Source organism: Streptomyces sp. TP-A0356, from assembly GCF_001417775.1.
GTDB lineage: Bacteria > Actinomycetota > Actinomycetes > Streptomycetales > Streptomycetaceae > Streptomyces.
In genome coordinates this window covers 48,761-74,749 of sequence record NZ_BBZJ01000028.1, presented here as the reverse complement: position 1 = coordinate 74,749, position 25,989 = coordinate 48,761, and the positions used below count along the sequence as shown (strand labels likewise).

The 25,989-nt window shown below is 71.7% G+C and carries 21 protein-coding genes; 4 read left to right on the top strand and 17 right to left on the bottom strand.

Annotation, left to right across the window (positions count from 1 at the left end; genetic code table 11):
• From ASC56_RS29420 to ASC56_RS29405, 4 genes are all read right to left on the bottom strand, one after another.
• The gene (locus ASC56_RS29420) at positions 1-648 is read right to left on the bottom strand and encodes a LysE family translocator (protein WP_055494760.1); all 648 of its coding nucleotides are present in this window, start codon (positions 646-648) and stop codon (positions 1-3) included.
• Between the two features lie 257 nt (positions 649-905).
• On the bottom strand, positions 906-1,697 hold the full coding sequence (locus ASC56_RS29415; protein ID WP_055494609.1) for a trypsin-like serine protease: 792 nt from the start codon (positions 1,695-1,697) through the stop codon (positions 906-908).
• A 215-nt stretch (positions 1,698-1,912) separates the two neighbouring features.
• The gene (locus ASC56_RS29410; RefSeq protein WP_234377107.1) at positions 1,913-4,762 is read right to left on the bottom strand and encodes a helix-turn-helix transcriptional regulator; all 2,850 of its coding nucleotides are present in this window, start codon (positions 4,760-4,762) and stop codon (positions 1,913-1,915) included.
• Between the two features lie 221 nt (positions 4,763-4,983).
• A complete protein-coding gene (locus ASC56_RS29405; RefSeq protein WP_055494608.1) occupies positions 4,984-5,820 on the bottom strand; it encodes a LuxR C-terminal-related transcriptional regulator in 837 nt (278 codons plus the stop codon).
• Positions 5,821-5,921: 101 nt separating this feature from the next.
• Here ASC56_RS29405 and ASC56_RS29400 point away from each other — a divergent pair, with 101 nt between their 5' ends.
• Both ASC56_RS29400 and ASC56_RS29395 read left to right on the top strand, forming a co-directional pair.
• Complete coding sequence (locus ASC56_RS29400) at positions 5,922-7,601, top strand: AMP-binding protein (RefSeq protein ID WP_055494607.1); 1,680 nt, start codon at positions 5,922-5,924, stop codon at positions 7,599-7,601.
• On the top strand, positions 7,598-9,211 hold the full coding sequence (locus ASC56_RS29395; RefSeq protein WP_055494606.1) for an AMP-binding protein: 1,614 nt from the start codon (positions 7,598-7,600) through the stop codon (positions 9,209-9,211). The genes ASC56_RS29400 and ASC56_RS29395 overlap by 4 nt, the downstream gene beginning before the upstream one ends.
• Positions 9,212-9,224: 13 nt before the next feature.
• Here ASC56_RS29395 and ASC56_RS29390 read toward each other — a convergent pair whose 3' ends face one another.
• A complete protein-coding gene (locus tag ASC56_RS29390) occupies positions 9,225-9,983 on the bottom strand; it encodes a hypothetical protein (protein WP_055494605.1) in 759 nt (252 codons plus the stop codon).
• 246 nt (positions 9,984-10,229) lie between these two features.
• Between ASC56_RS29390 and gcl the strand changes: the two genes are divergently transcribed.
• Both gcl and ASC56_RS29380 read left to right on the top strand, forming a co-directional pair.
• A complete protein-coding gene (gene gcl, locus ASC56_RS29385) occupies positions 10,230-12,014 on the top strand; it encodes a glyoxylate carboligase (RefSeq protein WP_055494604.1) in 1,785 nt (594 codons plus the stop codon).
• 105 nt (positions 12,015-12,119) lie between these two features.
• Complete coding sequence (locus tag ASC56_RS29380; RefSeq protein WP_055494603.1) at positions 12,120-12,971, top strand: alpha/beta fold hydrolase; 852 nt, start codon at positions 12,120-12,122, stop codon at positions 12,969-12,971.
• Positions 12,972-13,152: 181 nt separating this feature from the next.
• Here the strand turns inward: ASC56_RS29380 and ASC56_RS29375 are convergent, their stop codons facing one another.
• The 12 genes from ASC56_RS29375 to ASC56_RS29320 form a co-directional block, all read right to left on the bottom strand.
• Positions 13,153-13,389 carry a hypothetical protein gene (locus ASC56_RS29375; protein WP_055494602.1) on the bottom strand — a complete coding sequence of 79 codons (237 nt, stop codon included), beginning with the start codon at positions 13,387-13,389 and terminating at the stop codon, positions 13,153-13,155.
• A gap of 427 nt (positions 13,390-13,816) precedes the next feature.
• A complete protein-coding gene (locus tag ASC56_RS29370) occupies positions 13,817-15,280 on the bottom strand; it encodes a catalase (protein WP_055494601.1) in 1,464 nt (487 codons plus the stop codon).
• Between the two features lie 195 nt (positions 15,281-15,475).
• Entirely contained in the window at positions 15,476-16,378 is a 903-nt protein-coding gene (locus ASC56_RS29365) for a 2-hydroxy-3-oxopropionate reductase (protein WP_055494600.1), read from the bottom strand.
• 39 nt (positions 16,379-16,417) lie between these two features.
• Entirely contained in the window at positions 16,418-17,248 is an 831-nt protein-coding gene (locus tag ASC56_RS29360) for a TIM barrel protein (RefSeq protein WP_055494599.1), read from the bottom strand.
• Positions 17,249-17,433: 185 nt separating this feature from the next.
• Positions 17,434-18,312, bottom strand: a complete 879-nt coding sequence (locus tag ASC56_RS29355) for a hypothetical protein (RefSeq protein ID WP_107309375.1) — start codon at positions 18,310-18,312, stop codon at positions 17,434-17,436.
• Between the two features lie 50 nt (positions 18,313-18,362).
• On the bottom strand, positions 18,363-18,875 hold the full coding sequence (locus tag ASC56_RS29350) for a hypothetical protein (RefSeq protein WP_055494598.1): 513 nt from the start codon (positions 18,873-18,875) through the stop codon (positions 18,363-18,365).
• Positions 18,848-20,122, bottom strand: a complete 1,275-nt coding sequence (locus ASC56_RS29345) for an MCE family protein (protein WP_055494597.1) — start codon at positions 20,120-20,122, stop codon at positions 18,848-18,850. The genes ASC56_RS29350 and ASC56_RS29345 overlap by 28 nt, the downstream gene beginning before the upstream one ends.
• Entirely contained in the window at positions 20,119-21,402 is a 1,284-nt protein-coding gene (locus tag ASC56_RS29340) for an MCE family protein (protein WP_055494596.1), read from the bottom strand. Before ASC56_RS29340 ends, ASC56_RS29345 begins: the two co-directional genes overlap by 4 nt.
• Complete coding sequence (locus ASC56_RS29335; protein WP_199836092.1) at positions 21,399-22,532, bottom strand: MCE family protein; 1,134 nt, start codon at positions 22,530-22,532, stop codon at positions 21,399-21,401. The genes ASC56_RS29340 and ASC56_RS29335 overlap by 4 nt, the downstream gene beginning before the upstream one ends.
• On the bottom strand, positions 22,529-23,707 hold the full coding sequence (locus tag ASC56_RS29330) for an MCE family protein (protein WP_371330309.1): 1,179 nt from the start codon (positions 23,705-23,707) through the stop codon (positions 22,529-22,531). The genes ASC56_RS29335 and ASC56_RS29330 overlap by 4 nt, the downstream gene beginning before the upstream one ends.
• Positions 23,704-24,741, bottom strand: a complete 1,038-nt coding sequence (locus ASC56_RS29325) for an MCE family protein (protein WP_055494595.1) — start codon at positions 24,739-24,741, stop codon at positions 23,704-23,706. The genes ASC56_RS29330 and ASC56_RS29325 overlap by 4 nt, the downstream gene beginning before the upstream one ends.
• The gene (locus tag ASC56_RS29320) at positions 24,738-25,985 is read right to left on the bottom strand and encodes an MCE family protein (protein ID WP_055494594.1); all 1,248 of its coding nucleotides are present in this window, start codon (positions 25,983-25,985) and stop codon (positions 24,738-24,740) included. Before ASC56_RS29320 ends, ASC56_RS29325 begins: the two co-directional genes overlap by 4 nt.
• Between the last annotated feature and the right edge of the window lie 4 nt (positions 25,986-25,989).

Genomic DNA, 25,989 nt, shown 5'->3' with positions numbered 1-25,989 from the left:
TCAGTCGGCCCGCCCCGTCACCGCCACCGTCACCCCCAGCCCGATCATCGTGCAGCCGCCCGCACCACCGATCAGCGACAGCCGGCGGTCCGAGCCGGCGAACCAGGCGCGGGCCGCGGACGCGGTCAGCCCCCACACGGTGTCCGTGACCAGGCTGATGGAGATCGGGACCAGGCCCAGCAGGAGCATCTGCAGCGGCACATGGCCCGCGGAGTGGTCCACGAACTGGGGGAGCACGGCGGCGAAGAACACGACGCCCTTCGGGTTGGTGAACCCGACCAGGACGCCGTCCAGGACCGTGCGCAGGTCACCGCGTGCGGGACCCGTCGGCCGCGTCCTGATCGCCGACGCCTTCAGCTCCTTCCGGTGCCGGAACGCCTGTACGCCCAGGAAGACCAGATACGCCGCGCCCGCCAGCTTCACCGTCAGGTAGACGGTGACCGACCGCTCGACCAGCGAGCCGATCCCGACCGCGACCGCCACCACCAGCAGATACGAGCCGAAGACATTGCCGAGCGCGGTCGCCACGGCCGTGCGGCGGCCGTGCGCAAGGGCACGGCCGATGACGAACAGCACGCTCGGGCCCGGGATCACGATCACGAGCAGCGACATCGCGGCGAAGGCCAGGAAACGGTCCGTGGACACCATGCCCATCACTCCCCTCGGGGTCCATGGAAACAGGACCCTGGAGTCGGGGCCATGGAACTGCGGCAGCTGAGCTGTTCCGTGACCGTCGGGGAGGAACTCCACCCGATCGAGCGGCCCCGAGGGCCGCCGGACCCAGGCCGGTTCGGGGGAGCGGCTCGCGGCGCGTGCGAAGTGGAGAGGGGGCGTTGCGGGCCGCTCGTGGAGGCCCGCAACGCCCCCTGGTATCTACCTGAGGCGTACTCAGGAGTTCGCCGGGGCTATGAGTTGACCTGAGCGGTCACCAGGCTGGAGAAGGTGGTCAGCCGGGTGTGGACACCCGGGTAACCGGCCTCGGCGCAGCCGTTGCCCCAAGAAGTGATGCCTGCCAGGACGCCCCCGATGAGCAGGGGACCGCCGCTGTCGCCCTGGCAGGTGTCCACGCCGCCGGAGGAGTATCCGGCGCACACCATGTCACTCTGGACGAATTGGGAGCCGTAGGAGCTCTTGCAGCTGGTGTCGGACACGATCGGCACGGTCGCGGTCCGCAGCTGGTTGGAGGAGCTGCCGTTCGCGGAGGTGGTGCCCCAGCCGACGATCCGGGCGGTGGTGCCGGCCGCGTACACGCTCGTCCGGGAGGACGAGACGTAGGACGCCGGGGTGTACGGCATCGAGGTCGACAGGGTCAGCACGGCCACGTCGTCGCCGTTGGTGGCGTCCGTGTAGCTGGGATCGATCCAGATCCTGCTGACTCCGCTGACCGTGCCGTTCGTGCCGTTGAGGTAGGTCCGGCCGCCGACCACGCGGACGCTGCCGGTGGTCTCGCCGACCATGCAGTGCGCGGCGGTGACGACCTTCTTGGCGGCGACCAGGGTGCCGCCGCAGAACTGGCTGCCGGAGGCGTCCGTGATCTGCATCATGAACGGGTACGCGGTCGTCGTGGTCGTCGTCCCGCCGACGATCGGCTGGGGCGCGGCGACGGCACTGGGGGCGCACAACAGCGCGGTGGTGGCGGCCGCGGCCGTCGCCATGGCGGCAGCGGCGGCCTTCTTGGCGCGGTCGAGCCCGAACATGAGTCTCCTCAAGGGGTTGCCGGTGGGGGGCGCGCGGGCGGGGTGTGCAGCGGGGGCCCTGGGACTGACCCCCGGTGCCCGGGCGAGCGGCACGCCCTTACGCTAGAAGCAGCGGCGGTCCCCTCCCAATGAGGGAACCCCCTAAGGGAGTTGGGCAGGGATAACCCTCGGTCTGCGCGCGTAAACCCGCGGACCGGGCTGTCGCGCACCCCTGATCAGGCCGAGCGGTGCCCGGCCGCCAGCCGCACGATGTCCACACGGGAGCGGATGCCGAGCTTGCGGTACACCCGGGTCAGCGTCGCCTCCACCGTCTTCACGCTGATGAAGAGACGCGCGGCGATCTCCCGGTTCGTCGCGCCCTCCATGACGAGGGCGGCGACCTGCCGCTCCGTCGCGGCGAGGGTGTCGAGGGCCGCCGTGGCCAGGGGCGGCTGCGCGAAGCCCGTGACCGTGGCCGTCTCCACCTGCCGCAGCCACGGCATCGCGCGGCAGCGGCGGAAGAGCCGGGCCGCCTCGTCGTACGACCGCGGTCCCGGCCTCCCCGCCGCCGCCTCGTCGTACGACCGCGGTCCCGGCCGCCCGGCGCGCAGACCCGCCAGCGCGTACGCCGCCCGCGCCTCCTCCAGGCCGTAGCCCAGTTCGGCCAGCCGGTCCTGGGCCGACGTCAACTGCCGTTCGGCGGCGTCGGTCTCGCCCCGTGTCGCCCGAACCAGCGCCTCCGCCCGGTCCAGCACCGCCAGCACGCTCTCCCGGCCGAGCCGGAGCGCCCTGGTGCGTGTGGCGTCTATGACGTCCTGCGCCTCGGCCGGTTCCCCGATGCGCACCAGCGCCTCGGCGAGGTCGCCCTGCCAGCGTCCCCGGGCCGGGTCGGTGATCCCGAGGCCCTCCTCCAACTCCCGTACCCGGCGCAGCGATCCCACCGTCCCCGCGGCGTCCCCGGCGACCAGCCGGGCGTGCCCCAGGGCGGCCAGCGCCCGGGACAGATAGAGCACGTCGCCGTCCTCCTCGGCGCGTGCCACGGCCTCCCGGGCCAGCGTCAGCGCCTGGTCCACCTCACCGCCCGCGGCCTCCGCGAGCGACGTGAGCATGGCGCTCGCGGCCTCTCCGATCCCGGTGTCCCGGGCCAGCCGGAGGCTGTCGCGCGCCAGGTCCAGCGCCCGCCCGCAGTGCCCGGCCCGCAGTTCGGTCTCGGCGAGCCCGCGCAGGAAGTGCACCTCGGCCTCGACCATCCCGCGCCGTCGCACCTCGCGCAGCAGCGCGCTGATCGTCTTGCGTGCCTCGGTCAGCTGGTCGCTCATGATCAGCCAGCGGAACCGAACGGCTCCCGCACCGTTGTGGTCGCACGCCACCCGCGGGTCCTGCGGCTCCTTCAGCGCCCGCTTGATGGTCGCGGGCGCGTCCGGATGCCCCATCAGCGTCTCCGCCTGGGCCTGGAAGGCCAGCGCCAGCAGCTCGTTGCGCCGGTCACCCGCCCGGGCCGCGAGGTCCGCGGCGAGCGCCCCCTCCTCCCGGGCCCGGTCGAAGTCGCCCTCCACGAGCAGCGCCCGCCAGGCGAGCTGGTAGTGCACGAGGGTGAGCAGCCGTGGATCGTCGCCCGCGTCCGCCAGCGCCTGCGGGAAGACCGAGTCGACCTCCGCCATGGCGTGTCCGGCGGCGTCGATCACCACCATCCACGCCCGCACCCGCTCCGCCGGCTCGCTCGCGTGCGCCAGCACCTCATGGGCGATGTCCCGGGCGAAGTCCGTCTCCCCCGCGGTCAGCGCGTCCTCGGCCGCCTGCAGCCGCCGTGCGTGCGGACCTGGGGCCGCGTCCGCCGGGGTGTGCCGGGCCGCGAGCAGCCCGAGTCCCGCCGCCACCGACGGCGCGCCCCGGTCCCGGGCGACGGCCGCGGCCTCGCCGAGCCGCGCGGCGACCCGCGGGTCCGCACCGGTGGTCGCCAGCGCGAGGTGCCGCGCTCGCTCGATCGGGTCGGAGGCCGCCGACGACAGCGCGGCGTGCACGGCCCGTCGCTCCTGCGCGCCGGCCTGCGCGTACAGCGCGGCCGATATCAGCGGATGCGCGAACCGTACGCCCGGCGCGTCCCGCTCCGTCACCAGCAGCCCGAGCGCGGCGGCCTGAGCGGTCTCCGCGTCCGCGTTCTCCCGGCCGGCCGCGTGCAGCAGGGCCAGCGTGGGCCGTGCCCCGGCGCTCGCCACGAGCAGGGTGCGGCGCGCCTCGGTGGACAGTGCCTCCAGCCGGTTGAGCACCAGGGCGCGCAGCGAGGTCGGCACGGGCAGCGGCTCCCCGGGGCTCGGCGGTGTCGTGCTCTCGGCGAGGGCACGGCCGAGTTCCAGCGCGAACAGGGGGTTGCCGCCGCTGGTGCGGTGGATGTCGCGGACGGTGGAGCGGGGCAGGCCGGTGTAGCCGCGGTGGTCGAGGAGCTCGGCGACCTGTTCGCGCGCGAGCGGGCTGACCCGGACCGCGAGCGTGTCCGGCGGGGACGCCCTCAGATAGCGGTCGTGCTCCTGGCCCTGCGGCTCGGTGTGGGTGCGGACCGCGCACAGCATCTGGACGGGGGTGCCGCCGAGGCGTCGTGCGGCGAAGCCGAGGAGTTCGGCGCTGGCCGGATCCAGCCACTGGAGGTCGTCGGCGACGATCAGTACGGGGCCGCGGGCCGCGAGCGCGCGGAGAGTCGACAGCACTGCCAGCCGCAACGCGAGTCCGTCCCGCTGGAGCGTGGACTCGCCGCGGCCGGTGAGCGCGGACTCCAGGGCGGTGCGCTGCGGGGCGGGCAGCCCGTCGGCGACCTCGTCCACGACGAGACCGAGCAGGTCGGCCAGAGCCAGGAAGGGCAGATGCGATTCGGACTCGGTCGCCGAGCAGCGCAACACGGTGCGCACCGCTTCGCCGTATTCAGCGGCCAGCGCGCGCAGGACGGTCGACTTTCCTATTCCGGCCGGGCCGTGCACCAGCACACTTCCCCCGCCGACGAGCTGCTCGCGCGCTCCCGCGAACAGCTCCTCCCGGCCGATGACCAGGTCGGGGCGGGGTCTCGCAGGCTCCTTGAAGTCCCGTCGCACGGTCACCGCTCCCTCCGTGTGTCGTGTCCTGGCCAATGTTAGGCATCCGGTCTTTGAAATTCGGACGGACGGGTGGTGAGGGAAATAACAAAGAGGTGGCGGCACAGTGGAATTCACCGGAGTGCCGCGTGAATGGAGCGGCGACAATCAGGGGGAGTGCACAGAGGGCGCGAGGGTGCTGATCCGCCCGGACCGCGTGCGCTGCGGCGCCACCGAGCCCGCGGGACCTACGGCAGGACGCCGGCCCGCCGCGCCGCGACCACCGCCTCCCACCTGGTGTGCGCGCCCAACTTCCGCATCGCCGACCGCAGATATCCCTTCACGGTCTCCGGGCGCAGCCCCAGCCGGTCCGCCGCCGCCGCGTTGGTCGAGCCCACCGCCACGCACGCCAGGACGTCCACCTCCCGCGGGGACAGATCCGAGGTCCGGGCCGGGTCGGCGGGCAAGGCCGCGCCCGCCAGCCGCCCGCACACCTGGAGGAGTTCGTCCCGCAGCGCCGGGTCCTCGACCCGCTGGACCAGCGCCCGCAGCGCGCCATGCGCCTCGCGCACCTGCTCCCAGGCCGCGCCCGACGGTGCCGCGGGCTCCCGTACGGTCGTCAGCAGGGCACGTGCCTCGTCCCGTGCGACCAGTGCCTGCTCCACGTCCCGGGCCGCCTCCACGGCCGCGTTCAGCGTGCGGTCGCCCAGCGGCTGGGCCGTCCGCAGGGCACCGTAGAGCACACCGCGCACCCGACGGCGTACGACGACCGGCACCGCCAGCACGGACCGCAGGCCCTCCATCGCCACCGCCACGTCGTACTCATGGCTGATCTGCCGGGACGCCGAGTAGTCGGTGACCGCGCACGGCCGGGCCAACGCGACCACCTTGCCGCCCAGGCCGTTGCCGGAGACGACGGCGAGCGAGCTGAGGGCCGCCGTCGCGTTGCCGCTGAGTTCGCTGATCCGTACCTGCGGCCGCCCGGACTCCACGAGGCCGCCGAAGGCGACCGGCAGCCCCGTGGCGCGCCGCAACCGCACCAGTGCGCCGCGCACCTCCACCGCCTCGGCTGCGTCAGCTGCCACGTGCCCGCCCCTTCATCGCGGCGCACCCCCGTTCGGGGGTGGTGAGACCTGCATCACGGATTACACGATGTTAGGTGGCTGTCCGGCAATGAGGAGGACACATGACGGCGAACATCGACGCGACGGAGGCGTTCCGGACCGCGCGGGACTTCCTGCTGGAGCACCGGGAGGACTACGCCACGGCGTACGAGGGCTTCCGCTGGCCGCGTCCGGCGTGCTTCAACTGGGCGCTCGACTGGTTCGACGTCATCGCGCGGGGCAACGACCGTACCGCGCTGCACATCGTCGAGGAGGACGGCGGCGAGACCCGTCTGTCCTTCGGCGACCTCGCCCTGCGCTCCGATCGGGTCGCCAACCGGCTGCGTGAGTGGGGTGTACGCGCCGAGGACCGCATCCTGGTCATGCTCGGCAACCAGCCGGAGCTGTGGGAGACCGCGCTGGCCGCGATGAAGCTGCGCGCGGTCGTCATCCCGGCCACCCCGCTGCTCGGTCCCGCCGACCTGCGCGACCGGGTCGGACGCGGCCGGGTCCGGCACGTCGTCGTGCGCGCCGAGGACACCGCCAAGTTCGGCGAGGTGCCGGGCGACTACACCCGGATCGCGGTCGGGGGCGCGCCCGAGGGCTGGCGGACGTACGAGGACGCGTACGAGGCCGACCAGGGCTTCGTGCCGGACGGGCCCACCCATGCGGACGACCCGTTGATGCTGTACTTCACCTCGGGCACCACCGCCCGCCCCAAGCTGGTCGAGCACACCCACGTGTCGTATCCGATCGGCCATCTGGCGACGATGTACTGGATCGGTCTCAAGCCCGGTGACGTGCACCTGAACATCTCCTCGCCGGGCTGGGCCAAGCACGCCTGGTCGAACCTGTTCGCCCCCTGGAACGCGGAGGCGACCGTCTTCCTGCACAACTACACCCGCTTCGACGCTCCCCGGCTGCTGGCCGAGATGGACCGTGCGGGCGTGACCACCTTCTGCGCGCCGCCGACCGTGTGGCGGATGCTCATCCAGGCCGACCTCGCCCAGCTGCGCACTCCGCCGCGCGAGGCGGTCGCCGCAGGTGAACCGCTCAACCCCGAGGTCATCGAGCAGGTGCGGCGGGCCTGGGGCGTGACCATCCGGGACGGCTTCGGTCAGACGGAGACGGCCGTGCAGGTCTCCAACAGCCCAGGCCAGCCACTGAAGACCGGCTCGATGGGCCGCCCCAGCCCCGGCTTCCGCGTCGAACTGCTCGACCCGGTGAGCGGGGCGCCGGGTGTGCGCGAGGGCGAGATCGCGCTCGACCTGTCCGCGCGGCCGGTCGGTGTGATGACCGGCTACCACGGCGACGCCGACCGCACGGCGGAGGCCATGGCGGGCGGCTACTACCGGACCGGGGACATTGGCTCTCGGGACGAAGACGGGTATGTCACCTATATCGGGCGCGCTGACGACGTCTTCAAGGCGTCCGACTACAAGATCTCCCCCTTCGAGCTGGAGAGCGCGCTGCTCGAACACGAGGCGGTGGCCGAGGCCGCCGTGGTACCCGCGCCGGACGAGGTACGCCTGGCCGTCCCGAAGGCCTACATCGTGCTCGCGGCGGGCTGGGAGCCGGGCCGGGACACCGCGAAGGTCCTCTTCGAGCACTCGCGGAACGTCCTCGCCCCCTACAAGCGCATCCGGCGCCTGGAGTTCGGCGCGCTGCCCAAGACCGTCTCCGGCAAGATCCGCCGGATCGAGCTGCGCGAGGCGACGGCCGCGGGCTCGCAGAACGAGTACCGCGAGGAGGACTTCCGGTGACCGGACTGTCGTACACGCACGGGACCAGCACCACGCCGTTGCTCGGCGACACCATCGGCGCCAACCTCTACCGCGCGATCGCCGCGTACCCCGACCGGGACGCCCTGGTGGACGTGCCCTCCGGACGCCGCTGGACCTACGTCGAGTTCGGCGCCGCCGTCGACGAGGTGGCGCTCGGCCTGCTCGCCAAGGGGGTGCGCAAGGGCGACCGGGTCGGCATCTGGGCCGTCAACTGCCCCGAATGGGTGCTGACCCAGTACGCCACCGCGCGGATCGGCGCGATCATGGTGAACATCAACCCCGCCTACCGCGCCCACGAGCTGGAGTACGTGCTGAAGCAGGCCGGTGTCTCGCTCCTGATCGCCTCACTCGCCCACAGGACGAGCGACTACCGCACCCTGGTGAACCAAGTTCGCGGCGGCTGCCCGGAGTTGCGGGAGACGGTGTACATCGGCGACCCGAGCTGGGACGCGCTCACGGCGGGGGCGGCCTCGGTGCCGCCCGAGCGGCTGACCGCCGTGGCCGCCGAACTGAGCTGCGACGACCCGGTCAACATCCAGTACACCTCCGGCACCACCGGGTTCCCCAAGGGCGCCACGCTCTCGCACCACAACATCCTGAACAACGGCTACTGGGTGGGCCGTACGGTCGGCTACAGCGAGCAGGACCGGGTCTGTCTGCCCGTGCCGTTCTATCACTGCTTCGGCATGGTCATGGGGAACCTGGGAGCCACGTCCCATGGCGCCTGCATCGTCATCCCCGCCCCGTCCTTCGAGCCGAGGGCGACCCTGGAGGCGGTGCAGCAGGAGCGCTGTACCTCCCTGTACGGCGTACCGACGATGTTCATCGCCGAGCTGAACCTGCCCGACTTCGCGACGTACGACCTCTCCTCCCTGCGGACCGGCATCATGGCGGGCTCGCCGTGCCCGGTCGAGGTGATGAAGCGCGTGGTCGCCGAGATGCACATGGAGGAGGTGTCCATCTGTTACGGCATGACGGAGACCTCGCCGGTCTCGCTGCAGACGCGGATGGACGACGACCTGGAGCACCGCACCGGAACCGTCGGCCGGGTGCTGCCGCACATCGAGGTCAAGGTCGTCGACCCGGCGACCGGCGTGACCCTGCCGCGCGGCTCGGCGGGCGAGCTGTGCACCCGGGGCTACAGCGTGATGCTCGGCTACTGGAACGAGCCCGATAAGACCGCCGAGGCCGTCGACCCCGGCCGCTGGATGCACACCGGCGACCTGGCGATGATGCGCGAGGACGGGTACGTGGAGATCGTCGGCCGTATCAAGGACATGATCATCCGTGGGGGCGAGAACATCTACCCGCGGGAGATCGAGGAGTTCCTGTACGCGCATCCGAAGATCGCCGACGTCCAGGTGGTCGGCATCCCCCACGAGCGGTACGGCGAGGAGGTCCTCGCCTGCGTGATCCCGCTCGATCCTGCCGATCCGCTCACGCTGGAGGAGCTGCGGGCCTTCTGCGCGGGGCGGCTCGCGCACTACAAGATCCCCAGCAGGCTGCGGATCCTCGACTCCTTCCCGATGACCGTCTCGGGAAAGGTGCGGAAGATCGAGCTGCGGGAGACGTACGCGGAACGAGCTTGAGGGGAGAGGGTGTTCAGGCCAGGCCGGCGGCGAGTTCGTCGGCGGGGCTGTTCACCGGCCGGGGCGTGCCGGTGAGATCGAGGACGAAGAGCGGGACGCCGAGGCGGTCCGCGACGGCGCGGGCGTCGTCGGCGTAGCCCGCGAGCGAGAAGTAGACGGACCGGGCGGACTCCGACATGGCGGTGAGCCACAGACACTCCACGTCCCGCACCGAGGCCGGGCGCACGCTCGGGTCCACCTGTGCCAGGATCCCGTGCGCCGCGAGCCCCATCCCGTTCGGCGGCCGTCGGCCGGCGCGCCGTATGTCGTGGTAGCCGAGCCGGCGCAGATAGAGAGCCGCCGCGGTGACGGCGTCCCGCGTGGTGCGGATCGTGACGGGCTGGAAGTCCGTGCCCGGTGACGTCCGGTCGGCTCCGGGGGAGCCGTGGTCCTCGTCGCGCACAGGCAGCGGCGGCGGCACGTCGGGAGCGTCGTCCGGGTCCCCCGGGGCCGCGTCGCTCAGGGGGCTCGGTGCCCCCTGCACCGGGATCCGAAGGATCGTTCCGCATGTGCAGCCCAGCTCCGGGTGCGGCCACTGGCACGCGCGGCGGCAGACCTCGCAGTCCACCGTGACCCACGCGTCGTCCCAGGTGCGGTGGGTGACGACGGAGGGTTCGCGCAGCCGGTCCAGCGGCGGGACGACGGGGGCCCCGCACACGCACGGGTAGGACGGCGCCGCGTAGAGATGTTCGCGCCGGCAGACCGGGCAGCGCACCGCCACGCTCTCGGACATGACCCCCTCCACCCCATCACGTCGGGGACAGCGGTCCCATCGTGCTCCCGCAGACCCCCGCCTGTCCTTCGCTCGGGCCATCGCGTGCCACCCCCGTTCCTCCTCTCTTGACGCCCTTCGACCACCCCACCTACTCTGGCTTCCAGATAGCAGAATCTAGTTTCCGTATCGCGGAAGCAAAGAGAGAAGTGCTCACCGCGGGGCGCGACGGGAGCGCGAGTCCGACAGCCGAAGCAGGAGTACTCAATGGCTCGTATGACCGCTGCCCGCGCGGCAGTCGAGATCCTCAAGCGCGAGGGCGTCAGCGACGCGTTCGGTGTCCCGGGCGCGGCGATCAACCCCTTCTACGCGGCACTGAAGGCGTCCGGCGGGATCCACCACACCCTCGCCCGCCATGTCGAGGGCGCCTCCCACATGGCGGAGGGCTACACCCGAACGGGGCCCGGCAACATCGGCGTGTGCATCGGCACCTCCGGCCCGGCGGGCACCGACATGATCACCGGGCTCTACTCCGCGACCGGAGACTCGATCCCGATCCTGTGCATCACCGGCCAGGCCCCGACCGCGGTGATCCACAAGGAGGACTTCCAGGCCGTCGACATCGCGTCGATCGCCAAGCCGGTCACGAAGATGGCGGTCACCGTGCTGGAGGCCGCCCAGGTTCCCGGCGTCTTCCAGCAGGCCTTCCATCTGATGCGCTCGGGCCGTCCCGGACCGGTGCTCGTCGACCTGCCGGTCGACGTCCAGCTCACCGAGATCGAGTTCGACCCGGAGACGTACCATCCGCTGCCGGTGTACAAGCCGGCCGCCACCCGCGCCCAGGCCGAGAAGGCGATCGCCCTCCTCAACGCCTCCCAGCGCCCGCTGATCGTGGCCGGCGGCGGTGTCATCAACGCCGACGCCGCCGAACTCCTCGTGGAATTCGCCGAACTGACGGGCACTCCGGTCGTCCCCACTCTGATGGGCTGGGGCGTCATCCCCGACGACCACGAGCTGAACGCCGGCATGGTCGGCCTGCAGACCTCGCACCGCTACGGCAACGCGACCTTCCTGGAGTCCGACTTCGTGCTCGGCATCGGCAACCGCTGGGCCAACCGGCACACCGGGCGCCTCGACGTCTACACGACGGGCCGCAGGTTCGTGCACGTCGACATCGAGCCCACCCAGATCGGCAGGATCTTCGCCCCCGACTACGGCATCGCCTCCGACGCGAAGGCGGCTCTGGAACTGTTCGTCGAGGTGGCAAGGGAGTCGAAGGCGGCGGGCGGCCTGCCCGACCGCTCGGACTGGACCGCCGCCGCACAGGAGAAGAAGGCGCGTCTCCAGCGCCGTACCCACTTCGACGACATCCCGATCAAGCCGCAGCGCGTGTACGAGGAGATGAACAAGGCCTTCGGCCCCGAGACCCGGTACGTGTCCACCATCGGCCTCTCGCAGATCGCCGGCGCCCAGATGCTGCACGTCTTCAGGCCCCGTCACTGGATCAACTGCGGTCAGGCGGGCCCCCTCGGCTGGACCGTCCCGGCCGCGCTCGGCGTCGCCAAGGCCGACCCGGAGGCGTCCGTCGTCGCCCTCTCCGGCGACTACGACTTCCAGTTCATGATCGAGGAACTGGCCGTCGGCGCCCAGCACCGGATCCCCTACGTCCACGTCCTGGTGAACAACGCCTACCTGGGCCTGATCCGCCAGGCGCAGCGGGCGTTCGACATCGACTTCCAGGTCAAGCTGGAGTTCGAGAACATCAACTCTCCCGAGCTCGGCGTCTACGGCGTCGACCATGTGAAGGTCGCCGAGGGGCTCGGCTGCAAGGCGATCCGGGTCACCGACCCCAACGAACTGGGCACCGCCTTCGAGCAGGCCAAGAAGCTCGCCGCGGAGCACCGGGTGCCGGTCGTCGTCGAGGCCGTCCTGGAACGCGTCACCAACATCTCCATGTCGACGACCAACGACATCGGCAACGTCGTCGAGTTCGAGGAGATCGCGACCGAACCGGGCCATGCCCCGACCTCGATCAGGACGCTGAAGCTCTGACGCCCGCGTTCGGCAGGGGCGGCCCGTCCGGGGGGACGGGCCGCTCTTCGCGCGTTTCCCAGGGCGCTGTTCGCGCGCGTGGACGCACTCCGGCATGCTCCCCGCATGCGGATCACCGTGCCCACCCCATTCGGCGACATCGCAATACGCGCGTACGGCGCCCCCGAGGCCCCCGCGCTGCTGCTCCTGCACGCCAACCCCGGCGACGGCCGGGACTACGACGCCGTCCTGCCCGCCCTCGCGGACCGCCACCGCACCTTCGTGCTCGACTGGCCGGGCTACGGCGAGTCGACGGCGCCCAACCCCCAAGGGGTCACCCCGGAAGGGCTGGTGGAGGCGGCGGAGGCGGTCCTGGACGCGCTGGCGTCCGACCACGGTGTGCACCGCCTCGCCCTGCTCGGCAACAGTGTCGGCGGCTATGTGGCCTGCCGCCTGGCCGAGGGCCGCCACGCGGGGTCGGTCACCGCGCTGGTCCTGGTCGACCCGGCGGGCTTCACGCCCCGCAACGCGCTGACGCGCTGGTTCTGCCACGAGGTGATGGGACGCCCGGACCGTGCCCGCCGGCTGGTGGTTCCGCTGGCCCGCGCGTATCTGGGCGCCCTGCGCACGCCGAGCGCGCGGGCGACGTACGAGCGGGCCCGGCGGCTGCCGCGTCAGCCGGACCGGCTGCTGGTCCACTGCGCGCTGTGGCGGGGTTTCGCGGCCCCGGAGTTCGGCCTGCAGGACCCCTCGGCCCTGGACGTCCCGATCCTGCTCCTGTGGGGCAGCCGCGACCCGGTCGTGCCGGCCGCGTTGGACGGCCGCCGCGCGCGACGGGCCCTGCCCGCCCACACGGCCGCCGTGCGGCTTCCCACGGCCCATGAGCCGTACAACGAGCGCCCGGACCTCTTCCTGCGGCACACCCTGCCGTTCCTGGGGGACACCGCCCCCACGTCCCGCTCGCTGGGCCCGGGCTGACCCCCGATTGCGCCCGGGCCCCGACCCTCGCCCCCGTGCCGGGGCCCGCCGCCCCCGTGCCGGCGGGCCCCGTCTGCCGAGAATGTGCCCATGGGCCGGGGGAGTTGAAGCCTCCCTGCCGGTGTTCAGAGGTTCATTTGAGGGTTGCGTAGGCGGCGTACGCACACATGTGCAAGCGGCCTCACTCGGTCTCCAGCTCCGACAGTCCCGGCCAGTCGTCGGGGCCGCCGCCCTGCCACTCGATGAGGTCGCTCTGCTCGACCTCGATCCGGTCCAGATCGGCCATGCGCAGGATCTCGATGACGTCGTCCAGGTGGCTGGCGATCCCGAGGGTCTGATCGCCCGAGGTGACCCGCCGCGAGCCGTCCAGGGCCGGGGGATGCACCACGATGCGCGGATACTTCGTTGACTGTTCCATGCCTCAAGGCTCCTGCCGGGGGGCCGCGTGCGCACCCGGAAACGCGGGAGCGCCGGATGCTGGACGGTCCGCATCCGGCGCTCGGGGTGTGCGCGTGATGGCCGTCCGACGGCGCGAGGCTGGGCGCGACAGGACATTCGCGCCGCCGGACGGGGTTCATGACGTGGGCGTGGGACGGGACCGCGGCGGGTGCGACGGTTCCGGGGCTTCCTCCCTCAGGTCGAGAGGAAGGCTCCGGAACCTTCACCACCGCACTGGCTCGCACTCCCCTGGTTCTCGACTCCGCTCGAACAGGGGGCTCCCGCCGCGGTCCTCGCCCTGCCCGCCGTACCGGGCGACCACCCCTCATCCGGGTCGCTCGGCGGCGGCGGGCTGCTGCGCGCCCGGCACCTGACCTTCCGTCAGGGCGCGGACGCGGTCCGGCGGTTCAGTCCTCGCGCAGGGCGCGGACCGCCTCCTCCACCCGCCTGCCGTAGTCCGGGTCGGCGGCGTGGAAGTGGGCCAGGTTCTTCTCGATGACGTCGTCGCGGGAGACCTGCGCGAGACCGCCGGCGATGGTGGCGACCAGGCGCTGCTTCTCCTCCCGCGACATCAGGCGGTAGAGCTCGCCCGCCTGGAAGAAGTCGTCGTCCTTGGTGTGCAGGGGCGCGGCGTGGGTTCCCGTGTGCCCGGTGACCGCCAGCGGGGCGGACAGCGGGCGGCCGCTCTCCACCGGACCGTCGTAGGAGTTCGGCTCGTAGTTCCTGGCGTGGCGGCCCTGCGGGTTGGCCGCCATGAGGCCGTCGCGGCCGTAGTTGTGCGCACCGCCGGGAACGGCCTTCGGGGCGTTCACCGCGAGCTGGGTGTGGTTGACGCCCAGGCGGTAGCGGTGGGCGTCCGCGTAGGCGAACAGGCGGCCCTGGAGCATCTTGTCCGGCGACGGGCCGATGCCCGGGACGAAGTTGTTCGGGGAGAACGCGGCCTGCTCGACCTCGGCGAAGACGTTGTCCGGGTTGCGGTCGAGGACCAGGCGGCCCACGCGCTGCAGCGGGTAGTCCTTGTGCGGCCAGACCTTGGTGAGGTCGAAGGGGTTGAAGCGGTAGTCCGCCGCCTCGGCCGCCGGCATGAGCTGGACGTAGAGGGTCCAGGACGGGTGCACCCCGCGCTCGATCGCCTGGAGCAGGTCGGTCTGGTGGGAGTTGGGGTCCTTGCCCGCGATCTCCTGGGCCTGCTCGGTGGACAGGCTGCGGATGCCCTGGTTCGTCTTGAAGTGGTACTTGACGAAGTAGGCCTCGCCGTCCTCGTTCGTCCACTGGTAGGTGTGTGAGCCGTAGCCGTTCATGTGGCGGTACGACGCCGGGATGCCGCGGTCGCCCATCAGCCAGGTCACCTGGTGCGTGGCCTCGGGGGAGTGCGCCCAGAAGTCCCAGACGTTGTCCGGCTCCTGCTTGCCGGTGAACGGGTCGCGCTTCTGCGAGTGGATGAAGTCCGGGAACTTGATCGGGTCCTTGATGAAGAAGACCGGGGTGTTATTCCCGACGAGGTCGTAATTTCCCTCTCCCGTATAGAACTTGACCGCGAAGCCGCGCGGGTCGCGTACCGCGTCCGCGCCGCCCAGCGAGTCCGCCACGGTGGAGAAGCGCACGAACACCTCGGTGCGTTTGCCGATGGTGCTCAGGAAGTCGGCGTGGGTGAAACCGGTGACGTCGTCGGTCACCTCGAAGTGGCCGTACGCGCCGGAGCCGCGGGCGTGCACCACGCGCTCCGGGATGCGCTCACGGTTGAAGCGCGCCAGCTTCTCCAGCAGGTGCTGGTCCTGGAGCAGGAGCGGGCCGCCGACGCCGGCGGACGCGGAGTTCTGGTTGTCGGCGACCGGGGCGCCGGCCTCAGTCGTGAGCACACGCTTCGACATCGTGGACCTTCCGTACGAGGGACAGCGGAAACCTGCTTCCGCTTGATGGAGCCTAGGATTGGGGCGATCCGAGCGTCAACAGATTGTTGAAGTCGGTTCCGGGCGGCGCCACCGCCTGGGCGCGACAGGACAGGTGTCGGCGGCGGCGCCGCCCGGGGTACTGGGGGTACTTGCGGGTGCTTGGGGGTACTGGCGTCAAACCGACGCGCCGGAGAGGCGCTCCACGGCCCTCAGCAGCGCCGAGTGGTCCAGGCCGCCGTCGCCCTGGGCGCGCAGGCTCGCGACCAGCTGGGCCACCACGGCCCCCACGGGAAGGGCCGCGCCGACGGTACGGGCCGCCTCGGTGACGATGCCCATGTCCTTGTGGTGCAGATCGATGCGGAAGCCCGGCTTGAAGTCGCGGGAGAGGAAGTTGTCCTTCTTCCGGGTCAGTACGGTCGAGCCCGCCAGGCCCCCGTTCAGGACGTCCAGGGCGGCCGTCAGGTCGACGCCCGACTTCTCCAGGAAGACCACGGCCTCGGCGCACGCCTGGATGTTCACGGCGACGATCAGCTGGTTGGCGGCCTTCACGGTCTGGCCGGAGCCGTGCGGACCGCACAGCACGATCGTCCTGCCCAGCGCCTCGAAGAGCGGCCTGGCCGCGTCGAAGTCGGCCTGCTCGCCACCCACCATGATCGACAGCACTGCCTCGACGGCACCGGCCTCACCGCCGGAGACGGGGGCGTCGAGGACGCGGATGCCCTTGTCCTTGGCGGCTGCGGCCAGGTCGATCGAGGTCTGCGGGGTGATCGAGGACATGTCGATCAGCAGGGCGCCGGACTTCGCGTTCTCCAGGATGCCGTCCGGGCCGTACGCGATCGCCTCGACCTGCGGCGACGCCGGCACCATGGTGATGATCACGTCGGCGTCGCGGACGGCCTCGGCGATCGAACCGGCCGCGGTCCCCCCGGCGGCGGCCAGGCGGTCCAGCTTCTCCTGCTCCAGGGTGTGGCCGGTGACGTCGTAACCCGCCTTGATCAGGTTCTCGGACATGGGGGAGCCCATGATGCCGAGGCCGATCCAGGCGATCGCCGGGCGGGTCGGGAGCGTGTTGCTCATTGGGGGTGCCTCTCTGACTGATCTGCAGTGTCGGGGAGTTCAGCGCGCTTCGCGCGGGAGCCATGCGAAGGCCTCCGCGCTCGGGCGGTCGCCCGGCTTGTACTCCAGGCCGACCCGGCCCTCGTAACCCGCCTTCCGCAGCCGGCCGAGGAGGTCCTCCAGTGGGAGCGAACCCGTGCCGGGGGCGCCGCGGCCCGGGTTGTCGGCGATCTGCACGTGACCGGTCTTCGCCGTGTACCGCTCGATCACCGACGGCAGGTCCTCGCCGTTCATGGACAGGTGGTACAGGTCCATCAGGAACCGCGCGTTGCCGAGCCCGGTGGCCTCGTTGACGCCGTCGACGATCCCGACGGCGGCCGGGGCCGAGACCAGCGGGTACAGCGGCGACTCGGGCCTGTTCAGCGCCTCGATCAGCAGGACCGCGCCGATCCGGTCGGCCGCGCGGGCCGCGATGACCAGGTTCTCCAGGGCGAGCGCGTCCTGCTCGGCCGGGTCGACGCCGTCGACGCGGTTGCCGTACAGCGCGTTGAGTGCCGTGCAGCCGAGGGATCGGGCGAAGTCCGCGGTCACCTCGACGTTGGCGCGGAACCTCTCCGACTCCTCGCCGGGGACCGACAGGGCGCCGCGGTCCGGGCCGGGGAGCTGTCCGGCGTAGAAGTTGAGGCCCGTGAGCCGCACGCTCGCGTCCTCGATCGCCCTCTTCAGGGCGTCGAGCCGGGAACGCTCGGGGGTGGGGGAGTCGACCCAGGGCCACCACAGCTCGACCGCGCTGAAGCCCGCCGCGGCGGCGGCCGCGGGGCGCTCCAGCAGCGGGAGTTCCGTGAACAGGATCGACAGGTTGACGGTGAAGCGCTGGTCTGCGAATCCCATCGGGCCGCGCTCCCTTCCCTCTCGGCGATCGGCCGCAATTCCATATTGCGGAAGTTGATTTCTGCTTAATGGAAGACTGCCTGTGGTCAGGCGTGACTGTCAAGAGCGCGGACGCAGAAGTGCCCCCGCGCGGGCTGCGCGGGGGCACGTGTCGGGAGCTGCTGCCGGAGACCTCCCGGCACCGTTCAGAGCGCGTCCAGGGCGCTCACCTTCCAGCCCGCGGAGGTTCGGGTCAGCGTCATCCGCACACGGTTGAGGTCCACGCGGGACCCCGTCACCTGGGTGCTCCGGGTGACCTGGTTGACGAACAGCAGCACGGTGACCCTGTCCGGTGCGGCCGACACCACGGAGGCCGCCGGGGCGCCGCCCGGGGGCGCGGCCACCGTCGCCGTCACCACGCCGTGGTACTTCGCCGCGGTCGGTCCGACCACCGTCCCGGTGGTCTTCAGGTACTGGTCGCGGAAGGCGCCGGTCAGACAGGTGCGGGCCCGTGCGAAGTCCCGCTCCAGATGCCGGTAGTCGTACGACAGCACCACCGGCGCCGCCTGCTGCGCGGCCGCGAGGGCCTGTGCGCGCGCCCCTTCCGCCCGCTGCCCCTCCTGGTAGCGCCACCCGAGCACGGCGACGGTGATCAGGCCCGCCACGAGCAGGACACCGAGCGCCGCGGTGAGCAGCCTCCATCGGGGCCGCCGTGCGGGCGCGGCCACCTCCGGCTCCTGCGGCTCCTGCTGGGTGGGCTCCGGTGGGTCGTCCCAGCCGTCGCCCGGAGCCTCGATGAGCACAGTGGGCCCGGAGTGCCGCTCCTCGGCCGGCGGGGATGCCGCCCCAGCGGACCCTTCCACTGGGCGGTCGCCACGCTCCTCGCGTTCCAGGAGGTCCTCGCGACCCTGGCGTTCCTCGCGTTCCTCGCGTTCCAGGAGGTCCTCGCGCTCCGGGCGCTCTTCGTGCTCCGGGCGCGCCGTCCGTCCGGCGCGCTTGGCCGCCGCACGGGCGGCCGCGGTCATGGTGCGGCGGCCGGGGGATCCCGCGCCGCGGACTCGGGTGGTCGGGTTCGCCACGGTCATTCTCCTCACTGGTGGTGCCTGTGGGGCCTGTGGTGCGCCACGGGACGCGGTCAGCCCACGAACTCGACGCCGGAGGTCAGCCAGCGGCCCTGCTCGCGCACCAGGTCCAGCTGCAGCCGGTAGGTGCGCGCCTGGCCCTCGGGCACCGCGGTGTTCGTCACCTTGCTGTCGGCGACGACCAGGACCTGGGCCGAGCGCGCGTCGGAGCGCACGATGCCCGCTTCGAGGACCTGCCCCTCGGACACTGACTTGTTCCTGGCGACGAGCTTCGTCAACTCCGCGGTCTGCGCGGCGAACTCCTTCTTGAAGTCGCCGGTGGCGCCCTTCAGCACGTTGCCGCTGTCCTGGCCGTAGTGCCGGTAGTCGAGGGAGGTGAAGTTCAGCGCCGACTGGCGGGCCGCCGCCAGGATGTCCTGCCGGCGCAGGTCGTCCGCGCGCTGCTCGGACAGCCGCACACCCAGCCACACCGACAGCGCCGTCGTCAGCAGCGTCGCGGCGACCAGCGCCGCGGACAGCGCCCGGCGGCGCCCCTCGTTCATGCCATCGGACCGACGAGCAGCCATTGCCACGACTCCTTTCCGAACACGGTCTGTTCGCCGCCCGTCGAGCCGATCTCGACGGGCGCTCCGTCCGGGCCGGTGGCGGAGCCGGTCTCCGGGTCGTACGGGGCGACGTACGCGGCCTGCCGGCCGCCACCCGAACCGGCCGACGCGCCGGGGGCGTTCTGTGCGCCGCGCACCGAGGTGCCGCTGCCGCGCGGTGCCGTGCAGCGCGCGCCGGTGTTCGCCGGACGCGTGCTCGTGTCGGCGGGATCGCGCCGCCGGGTCCCGTACCCCTGGGTGCACGGCGGCGGATCGCCCGCGTTCACGACGAGCCCGAAGTGGGTGGTGCCGTCGCCCGGGATCACGGTGTAGCTGCCCGCGACCACCAACGGGAAGGTGACCAGCGCCTGTTCCACGCCGGGCAGCCGGGCCAGGGTGACCTGTCCGCCGCTGATGAGGTTGGCCAGCAGGACCGGCAGATGGGGCCGGGTGGACTTCAGCAGGGAGTCGACCTCCTGGGCGGCGGGCGCCGCGTTGCCGACGAGTCGGCGCAGATCACCGTCGCTCGACTTCAACTGCGCGGTGAGGGCGGCCAGATCACGCGAGAAGGACTTGATGGCCGAGCCCTTGTCGGCCTGTGTCCTGAGCACCTTGCGCGAGTCCTCGATCAGCGACACCGTCTGGGGCAGCGAGTCGGAGGCCGACTCGACGAGCTTGTTGCCGGAGTCCACCAGACGGCTCAGCCCCGGACCGGTGCCTGCGAAGGCCTTGCCCAACTCGTCGACGGTGGTGCGCAGATCGTCCTTGCCGACCGAGTTGACCAGCCGGTCCAGGCTGAGGACGAGATCGGTGACGGGCAGCGGCACTCGGGTTCGGCCCCGCGGGATCGGGCTTCCGTCCATCAGATACGGGCCGCCGGAGCGCCGGGGTTGCAGATCGACGTACTGTTCGCCCACCGCCGAACGGTCGGCGACCACCGCCAGGGTGTCCGCCGGGATCCGCGGAGCGCCGTCCTCGATCTTCAGCGCCACCGACACACCGGAGCCGTTCAGCCGCAGATCGCCCACACGGCCCACCGGCACCCCGCGATAGGTGACCTCGGCACCGGGGAAGACGCCCCCGGACTCGGCGAAGTCGGCCGTCACCGTGTAGCCCCGGCCGAGGAGAGCGTCCGCCAGGCCCGCGTACTGGGCGCCGACGTACGACACACCGACGGCGGTGATGGTGGCGAAGGCGAGCAGCTGGGCCTTGACCGTCCGTGTGATCACGGCTGTATCCCCTTCAGCATGAGCTCGGCGAGGGCGAGGTCGATCCCCGGCGGGAGACGGTGCGCGTCCTGACGGGTGCCGTAGGCCGCGGTGCACACCGGCGGGCACAGCACACCGCCACCGCCCGCCGACGGCGAGGGCACGACCGACGGCGTCGGCACCTTGGGCAGGCCCGGGACGCTGGGCAGGGCCGTGGGCAGCGGCACGCTCGGCAGGCTGGGGAGCCCGGGAGTCGGCGTGGGCTTCTTCCCGGTTCCGCCGCCCCCCTTGCCGGGCTTGTCGGTGAGATTGCCGTAGATGCCCGCCAGGTCGAGGTCGGCGGTGATCCTGAGGTTGACGTAGTCGCCCTTCACGGCGTCCGCCGCGTTGCGCGGGAAGGGATACGTGGTCAGCAACTCCAGGGAGTTGGGCAGGTCGTCGCCCGCCTTGTTGAGCTGTTGCAGGATCGGCCGCAGCTGCCTCAGGTCGGCGACCGTGTCGTCCCGCGAGGCGTTGACGACCTTGGTGCCGGACGCTCCGAGCTTCGACAGGGCGGTGAGCATCCTGGTCAGGTCGCGGCGCTGGTCGGCGAGGACCTTCAGGGCGGGCGGGATCGTGTCGACGGCCTGGGCGATCGTCGTCTTCTCCTGCCCCAGCCGCCTGGCCAGCCGGTCGATGCCCTCCAGCGCGCGGACGATCTGGGTGCGTTGCTCGTCCAGGCCGCCGAGGAACGTGTCGAGCTGCTTGAGCAGGGACGCGACCCGGCTCTCGCGGCCCGCCAGTGCCTTGTTCAGCTCCACGGTGATCGTCTTGAGCTGGGCGACACCGCCGCCGTTGAGGAGGGCGGACAGGGCCGACAGCACCTCCTCGATCTCCGGGTTGCGGCCGCTGCGGGACAGCGGGATCAGATCCCCGTCGCGCAGGCGGCCCACGGCCGGCGAGCCGGTGGGCACGGACAGCGCGACGTACTTCTCGCCGAGCATGCTGGTCTGCCGCACGTCGGCGACCGCATTGGCCGGCAGCTTCACCGAGTCGGCCACGCGCAACCGCACCCGCGCGTGCCAGCCGTCCAGCTCCACCTTCTCGACGGCGCCCACGGTCACCTCGTCGACCTTGACCGCCGACTGGGGCACCAGATCGAGTACGTCCCTGAACTCGACCGTCACGTGGTAGGCGTGGCCGTCCGCGGCGGCGCCCCCGGGGAGCGGGACGTCGTACCAGCCGTTGAACGCGCAGCCGGACAGCAGCAGCGAACCCGCCGCCGCCCACGCGACCGCCCGGAGCGTGCGCTGCCCGCTCATGCTCCGGCCCCCAGGATTCCGCCGAGGGTCCGGTCCACCGTGCCGGGGGCCGCCGGGGCCGCGGGCACCTTGGGCAGGGAGTCGAAGAGCCGCCGCAGCTCCTTGCAGTCGGGGTTCTTGCCGCCCACGGCCCCGGTGGTCGCCAGCAGGGAGCACAGCAGGGACGCCGGGTCCTGCGGTGCCTGCGCGTTGTTGCGGGTGTCCAGGGTGCCCGCGGACGCGTTGTACGCGTTCTGCAGGTTCGACAGCCCCGTGGGCGCGACCGTCAACAGCTCCTCCAGTGCGGCCCGTTGGGTGACCAGGACCTCGGTGACCTTGCTGAGGCCCCGCACGTCCGAGGTCAGCGCCTTCTTGTTGTGCTTCACGAAGTCGGACACGTCGGCGAGTGCCGCGCCCAGGTGCCGCAGCGCCGCCGCGAGGTCCCCGCGCTCCCCGGCGAGCTGCCGCGCCACCTCGGCGAGACTGTCGTTGAACGACCGGACGCTCTTGTCGTCGGCCGCCAGCGCGGCCGTGAACACCTGTAGGTTCCGTACGGTGCCGAACAGGTCCCCGCGGCCCTCGGACAGTGTGGTGACCGCCTGCGAGAGGTCCTCGACCGTCTGGTTGAGGTTCGCCCCCTGGCCCCGGAGGTTGTCCGCGCTCACCCCGAGCAGCCGTGACAGGGAGCCGTCCTTGTTCGCGCCCTTCGGGCCGAGCGCCTCGGCCGTGGTGTGCAGGCTGTCGAAGACGCGGTCCAGCTCGACCGGTACGGCGGAGCGCGACTCGGGGATCACGGCGCCGTCCCGCAGCACCGGGCCGCCCCGGTACACCGGCAGGAGCTGGAGGTAACGGTCGCTGACCACCGATGAGTTGATGATCGCGGCCTGTGCGTCCGCGGGGACCCTGCGCCCCTCGTCGTACTCCAGCTCCACTCGCACCCGTCCGCCCTCCGGCGTGATCTTCTTGACCTCGCCGATGCGGACGCCGAGGACCCGGACGTCGGAACCGGGGTAGATGCCGACGGCGCGCGGGAAGTACGCCGTGACGCGTACGGTGCGGGAGTGCGGCCACAGCACGACCGCGAGGGCGGCGGCGACCGCGAGCGCGGTCAGCAGCGCCAGGGTGCGCCGCACGGGCGGACGTCCGGTCATCGCGAGCCTCCCGTCCGCGGTACCACCGGAGCGGCGACCAGGTTCTGGATGTAGGAGTCGAACCAGCGGCCGTTGCCGAGGGTGTTCGTGAACACCCGGATGTAGGGCGCGAGCAGCTTCACGCTCCGGTCCAGGCTCGCCTGGTTGCGTTCGAGCATCCTGACGAACGTGTCGAGGTTCCTGAGCGCGGGCCCGATCTGCGCGCGGTTGTCCTCGACCAGGCCGGAGAGCTCGATGCCCAGCAGGGCGGAGGTCTTGAGCAGGGCGTGGATCGCCGCGCGCCGCCTGCTGATCTCCTTGAACAGCTGGTCGCCGTCCTTCACCAGCGCGGAGAAGTCCTTCGTGTGTGCGGCCAGCACCCCGGTGACCCCGTTCGCGTGTTTGAGGAGTTCGCGCAGTGCCTCGTCGCGCGAGGCGACCGCCCGGGAGATCCTCGACAGTCCTTTGATGGACGCCCGCACCTCCGCGGGGGAGTCCTGGAAGGTGGTGGAGATGGTGTCCAGAGCCTTCGCCAGCCGCCCGGTGTCCACCTGCTCCGTCGTGGTCGTCAGATCGCTGAACGCCTGCACCACGTCGTACGCCGAGACCGTCCGCCGCAGCGGGATCTCACTGCCCGGCCTCAGCCGGCCGGGACCCTTGGGGAGCAGTGCGAGGTACTTCGCGCCGAGGATGGTCCTGACCCGGATCGAGGCGCCGGTCGCGGTGCCGAACGCCGGGCCGCCCTTGACCTTGAAGGTCACCCGGACATGGTCGCCCTCCAGGTCGACGCCCTTGACCTTGCCGACCTCGACCCCGGCGATCCGTACCTCGTCGCCCGGCTTGAGACCGCCCGCCTCCGAGAAGGCCGCGCTGTACGTGTCGCCGTCGCCGATCAGTGGCAGGCTGTCGGCGTTGAACGCGGCCACGGTCAGCAGGACGAGGGTGGTGAGGCCGACGGCGCCCACCACCGCGGGGTTGCGTTCGCGGAACGGCTTCAGCCGTGGCCGGCGCAGCCGGATGCGGGGCAGCTTCGGCGGCAGGACACGGACCTTCACCAGCGGTTCGGGGCGGTGCTCCCGGCGCGGGAGGAGCCGCGGCTTCGGCAGCCGGGGCAGCTTCGGCGGCAGAACGCGTACCTTCACCAGGGGTTCGGGGCGGCGCCGGGTCCGGCGCGGCAGGACCCGCATCGTCCTCATCCGCCACACCTCGCCTGGGCCACATGGAGCGAGGGGGTGAGCACCTGCTTCGTCCTCGGCAGCACGATGCGGCCGTCGAAGTCGCAGAGGTAGAAGTTGAACCACGAGCCGTAGGACGCCGTCCCCGTCAGCCCGTTGAGCTTGTTCGGCAGCCGCTTCAGCACGCCCTCCACGGTCGTCTCGTTCCTGTTCAGCGTTCCGGTGAGCGCGGTGAGCCCCGCGATGTCGTCCTTCAGCGGCGGACGCGCGTCGGCCAGCAGCCCCGAGGTGGCGTCGGTGAGGTCGCCGATGTTCACCAGGGAGTCCCCGATGGGCCCGCGGTCGGCGGACAGTCCGGAGATCACCCTCCGCAGCTGTGTGATCAGCCCGGAGAAGCGGGCACCGCGCTTGTCCAGCGTGTCGAGCACGGTGTTGAGGTTGTCGATCACGGAGCCGATCAGCTGGTCGCGCCCGGCGAGGGTCGTGGTGAGCGACGCCGTGTGCGCGAGCAGGCTGTTGACGGTGCCGCCCTCGCCCTGCAGGGTCCGGATGATCTCGGTGGCGAGCTGGTTGACGTCGTTCGGGCTGAGCGCGGCGAACAGTGGTTTGAAGCCGTTCAGCAGCGCGTTGAGGTCCAGCGCCGGCTGGGTCCGCGACAGCGGGATCGTGTCGCCGGGCCGCAGCCGGGTGGCGTCGCCCGCGCCCTCGGTCAGCGCGATGTACCGCTGCCCGACCAGATTCCGGTAGCGGATGACCGCGCGGGTGCTGATGAGCAGCGGACGGTTCGCGGCGACGCCGAAGGTGACCTCCGCCAGCGTCCGGTCCTTGATCCGGATGCCCTCGACCTGACCGACCCGCACCCCGGCCACCCGGATGTCATCGCCCTCCTGAAGGCCCGTGACATCGCTGAACACCGCGTGATACGTGCGGGTCGGGGTCAGCGAGACATTGACGATGGTGGCGGCGAGCAGGGCCGTCGCCGCGATCGTCACCAGCGCGAACAGGCTGAACTTGATGAGCGGTGCCATGGTCTGCCGGGCTTGTGTGGTCCTCATGCGACGCTCACCGCCGTCCCCCGGGCCAGCGGCCCGAACAGCAGCGTGGCGACGGGCGGCACCTGGTCAACGGGCACGCCCATGACGGGGGCCACGAGCGAGCCGACGGCCCGCTGTTCGGCCGTGGTGGCGGACACGGTGACACCTCCGGGCAGGGCGCCGCCCGAACCGCCGGCCGACGTACCGTCATTGAGCTTGGGTTTCGGTCCGGGCACCTGCGGATGCGGCATGCCCCGGCAGTCCGGCCCCGACCGCTCGGCATAGCGGGGCTCCTCACCGGACCGGTACGCGCCCTGGGGGCGGACGACCTCCAGGGTGATCCGCATCTCGCCACCCCGGAACGCCTCCTCGGACGCCCGCTCCTGCCGGACCAGACCGTTCAGGAGACACGGGTACTCGGGGGAGTAGCGGGCGAAGAGCTCCAGCGTGGGCCGGGAGACCCGGCCGAGGGTGATCAGCCGGTCGCCGTTCTCGTCGAGGAAGTCCTGTGCGGTGCCCGCGACGGTCGTGGTCGTGCGGAGCGCGGCGGCCAGCCGGTCCTTCTTCTCCACGAGTGTGCGGCTGGTGGTGACGGTGTTGCGCAGGATCCGCACCAGGTCGGGCGCGGCGTCGCCGTAGACCTCGGCGACGTCGGCGAAGCGCGCGATGTCCTCCTTGAGGGACGGCAGGTGCGGGTTGAGGCGGCGCAGATAGCCCTCGACGCGGATGAGGTTGTCGCCGATCCGGTCGCCTCTGCCCTCCAGCGCGGTGGCGAACGCCGAGAGCGTGGCGTTGAGTTGACCCGGCTCCACCGTGCGCAGCAGCGGCAGCAGGTCGTTCATCAGCTGCTGCAGCTCGATGCCGGTCCGGGTGCGGTCCTGGGTGATCACATCACCGGCGCGGATGGGCGGTGCCGTGGAGCGGGCGGGGGCCACGAGGTCGACGTACTTCTCGCCGAACAGCGTCTTGGGCAGCAGCCGGGCATGCACGTCCGCGGGGATGTACGAGACGTACTCCGGCTTGAGCGCGATGTCCAGGGTCGCCTTCGCGCCGTCGGCGTGCACCGCGCGCACCTCGCCGACCAGCAGTCCGCGCAGCTTGACGTCGGCGCGCGGATCGAGCTGGTTGCCGAGGCTGTCGGCCTGGAGCGAGATGCGTACGACGGGGGTGAACGCCTGCCGGTAGACGGCCACGGACAGCGACAGCAGCAGCGCCAGCACGGCGATGAAGACGACGCCGTACAACCGAAGCCTCAGCACTCTCATCGGT

Coding starts and splice junctions, on each gene's coding strand:
- ASC56_RS29420 (WP_055494760.1), bottom strand. CDS start 648: ATGGTGTCCACGGACCGTTTCCTGGCCTTCGCCGCGATGTCGCTGCTC.
- ASC56_RS29415 (WP_055494609.1), bottom strand. CDS start 1,697: ATGTTCGGGCTCGACCGCGCCAAGAAGGCCGCCGCTGCCGCCATGGCG.
- ASC56_RS29400 (WP_055494607.1), top strand. CDS start 5,922: ATGACGGCGAACATCGACGCGACGGAGGCGTTCCGGACCGCGCGGGAC.
- ASC56_RS29390 (WP_055494605.1), bottom strand. CDS start 9,983: ATGTCCGAGAGCGTGGCGGTGCGCTGCCCGGTCTGCCGGCGCGAACAT.
- gcl (WP_055494604.1), top strand. CDS start 10,230: ATGGCTCGTATGACCGCTGCCCGCGCGGCAGTCGAGATCCTCAAGCGC.
- ASC56_RS29380 (WP_055494603.1), top strand. CDS start 12,120: ATGCGGATCACCGTGCCCACCCCATTCGGCGACATCGCAATACGCGCG.
- ASC56_RS29375 (WP_055494602.1), bottom strand. CDS start 13,389: ATGGAACAGTCAACGAAGTATCCGCGCATCGTGGTGCATCCCCCGGCC.
- ASC56_RS29370 (WP_055494601.1), bottom strand. CDS start 15,280: ATGTCGAAGCGTGTGCTCACGACTGAGGCCGGCGCCCCGGTCGCCGAC.
- ASC56_RS29365 (WP_055494600.1), bottom strand. CDS start 16,378: ATGAGCAACACGCTCCCGACCCGCCCGGCGATCGCCTGGATCGGCCTC.
- ASC56_RS29360 (WP_055494599.1), bottom strand. CDS start 17,248: ATGGGATTCGCAGACCAGCGCTTCACCGTCAACCTGTCGATCCTGTTC.
- ASC56_RS29355 (WP_107309375.1), bottom strand. CDS start 18,312: ATGACCGTGGCGAACCCGACCACCCGAGTCCGCGGCGCGGGATCCCCC.
- ASC56_RS29350 (WP_055494598.1), bottom strand. CDS start 18,875: ATGGCTGCTCGTCGGTCCGATGGCATGAACGAGGGGCGCCGCCGGGCG.
- ASC56_RS29340 (WP_055494596.1), bottom strand. CDS start 21,402: ATGAGCGGGCAGCGCACGCTCCGGGCGGTCGCGTGGGCGGCGGCGGGT.
- ASC56_RS29335 (WP_199836092.1), bottom strand. CDS start 22,532: ATGACCGGACGTCCGCCCGTGCGGCGCACCCTGGCGCTGCTGACCGCG.
- ASC56_RS29330 (WP_371330309.1), bottom strand. CDS start 23,707: ATGAGGACGATGCGGGTCCTGCCGCGCCGGACCCGGCGCCGCCCCGAA.
- ASC56_RS29325 (WP_055494595.1), bottom strand. CDS start 24,741: ATGAGGACCACACAAGCCCGGCAGACCATGGCACCGCTCATCAAGTTC.
- ASC56_RS29320 (WP_055494594.1), bottom strand. CDS start 25,985: ATGAGAGTGCTGAGGCTTCGGTTGTACGGCGTCGTCTTCATCGCCGTG.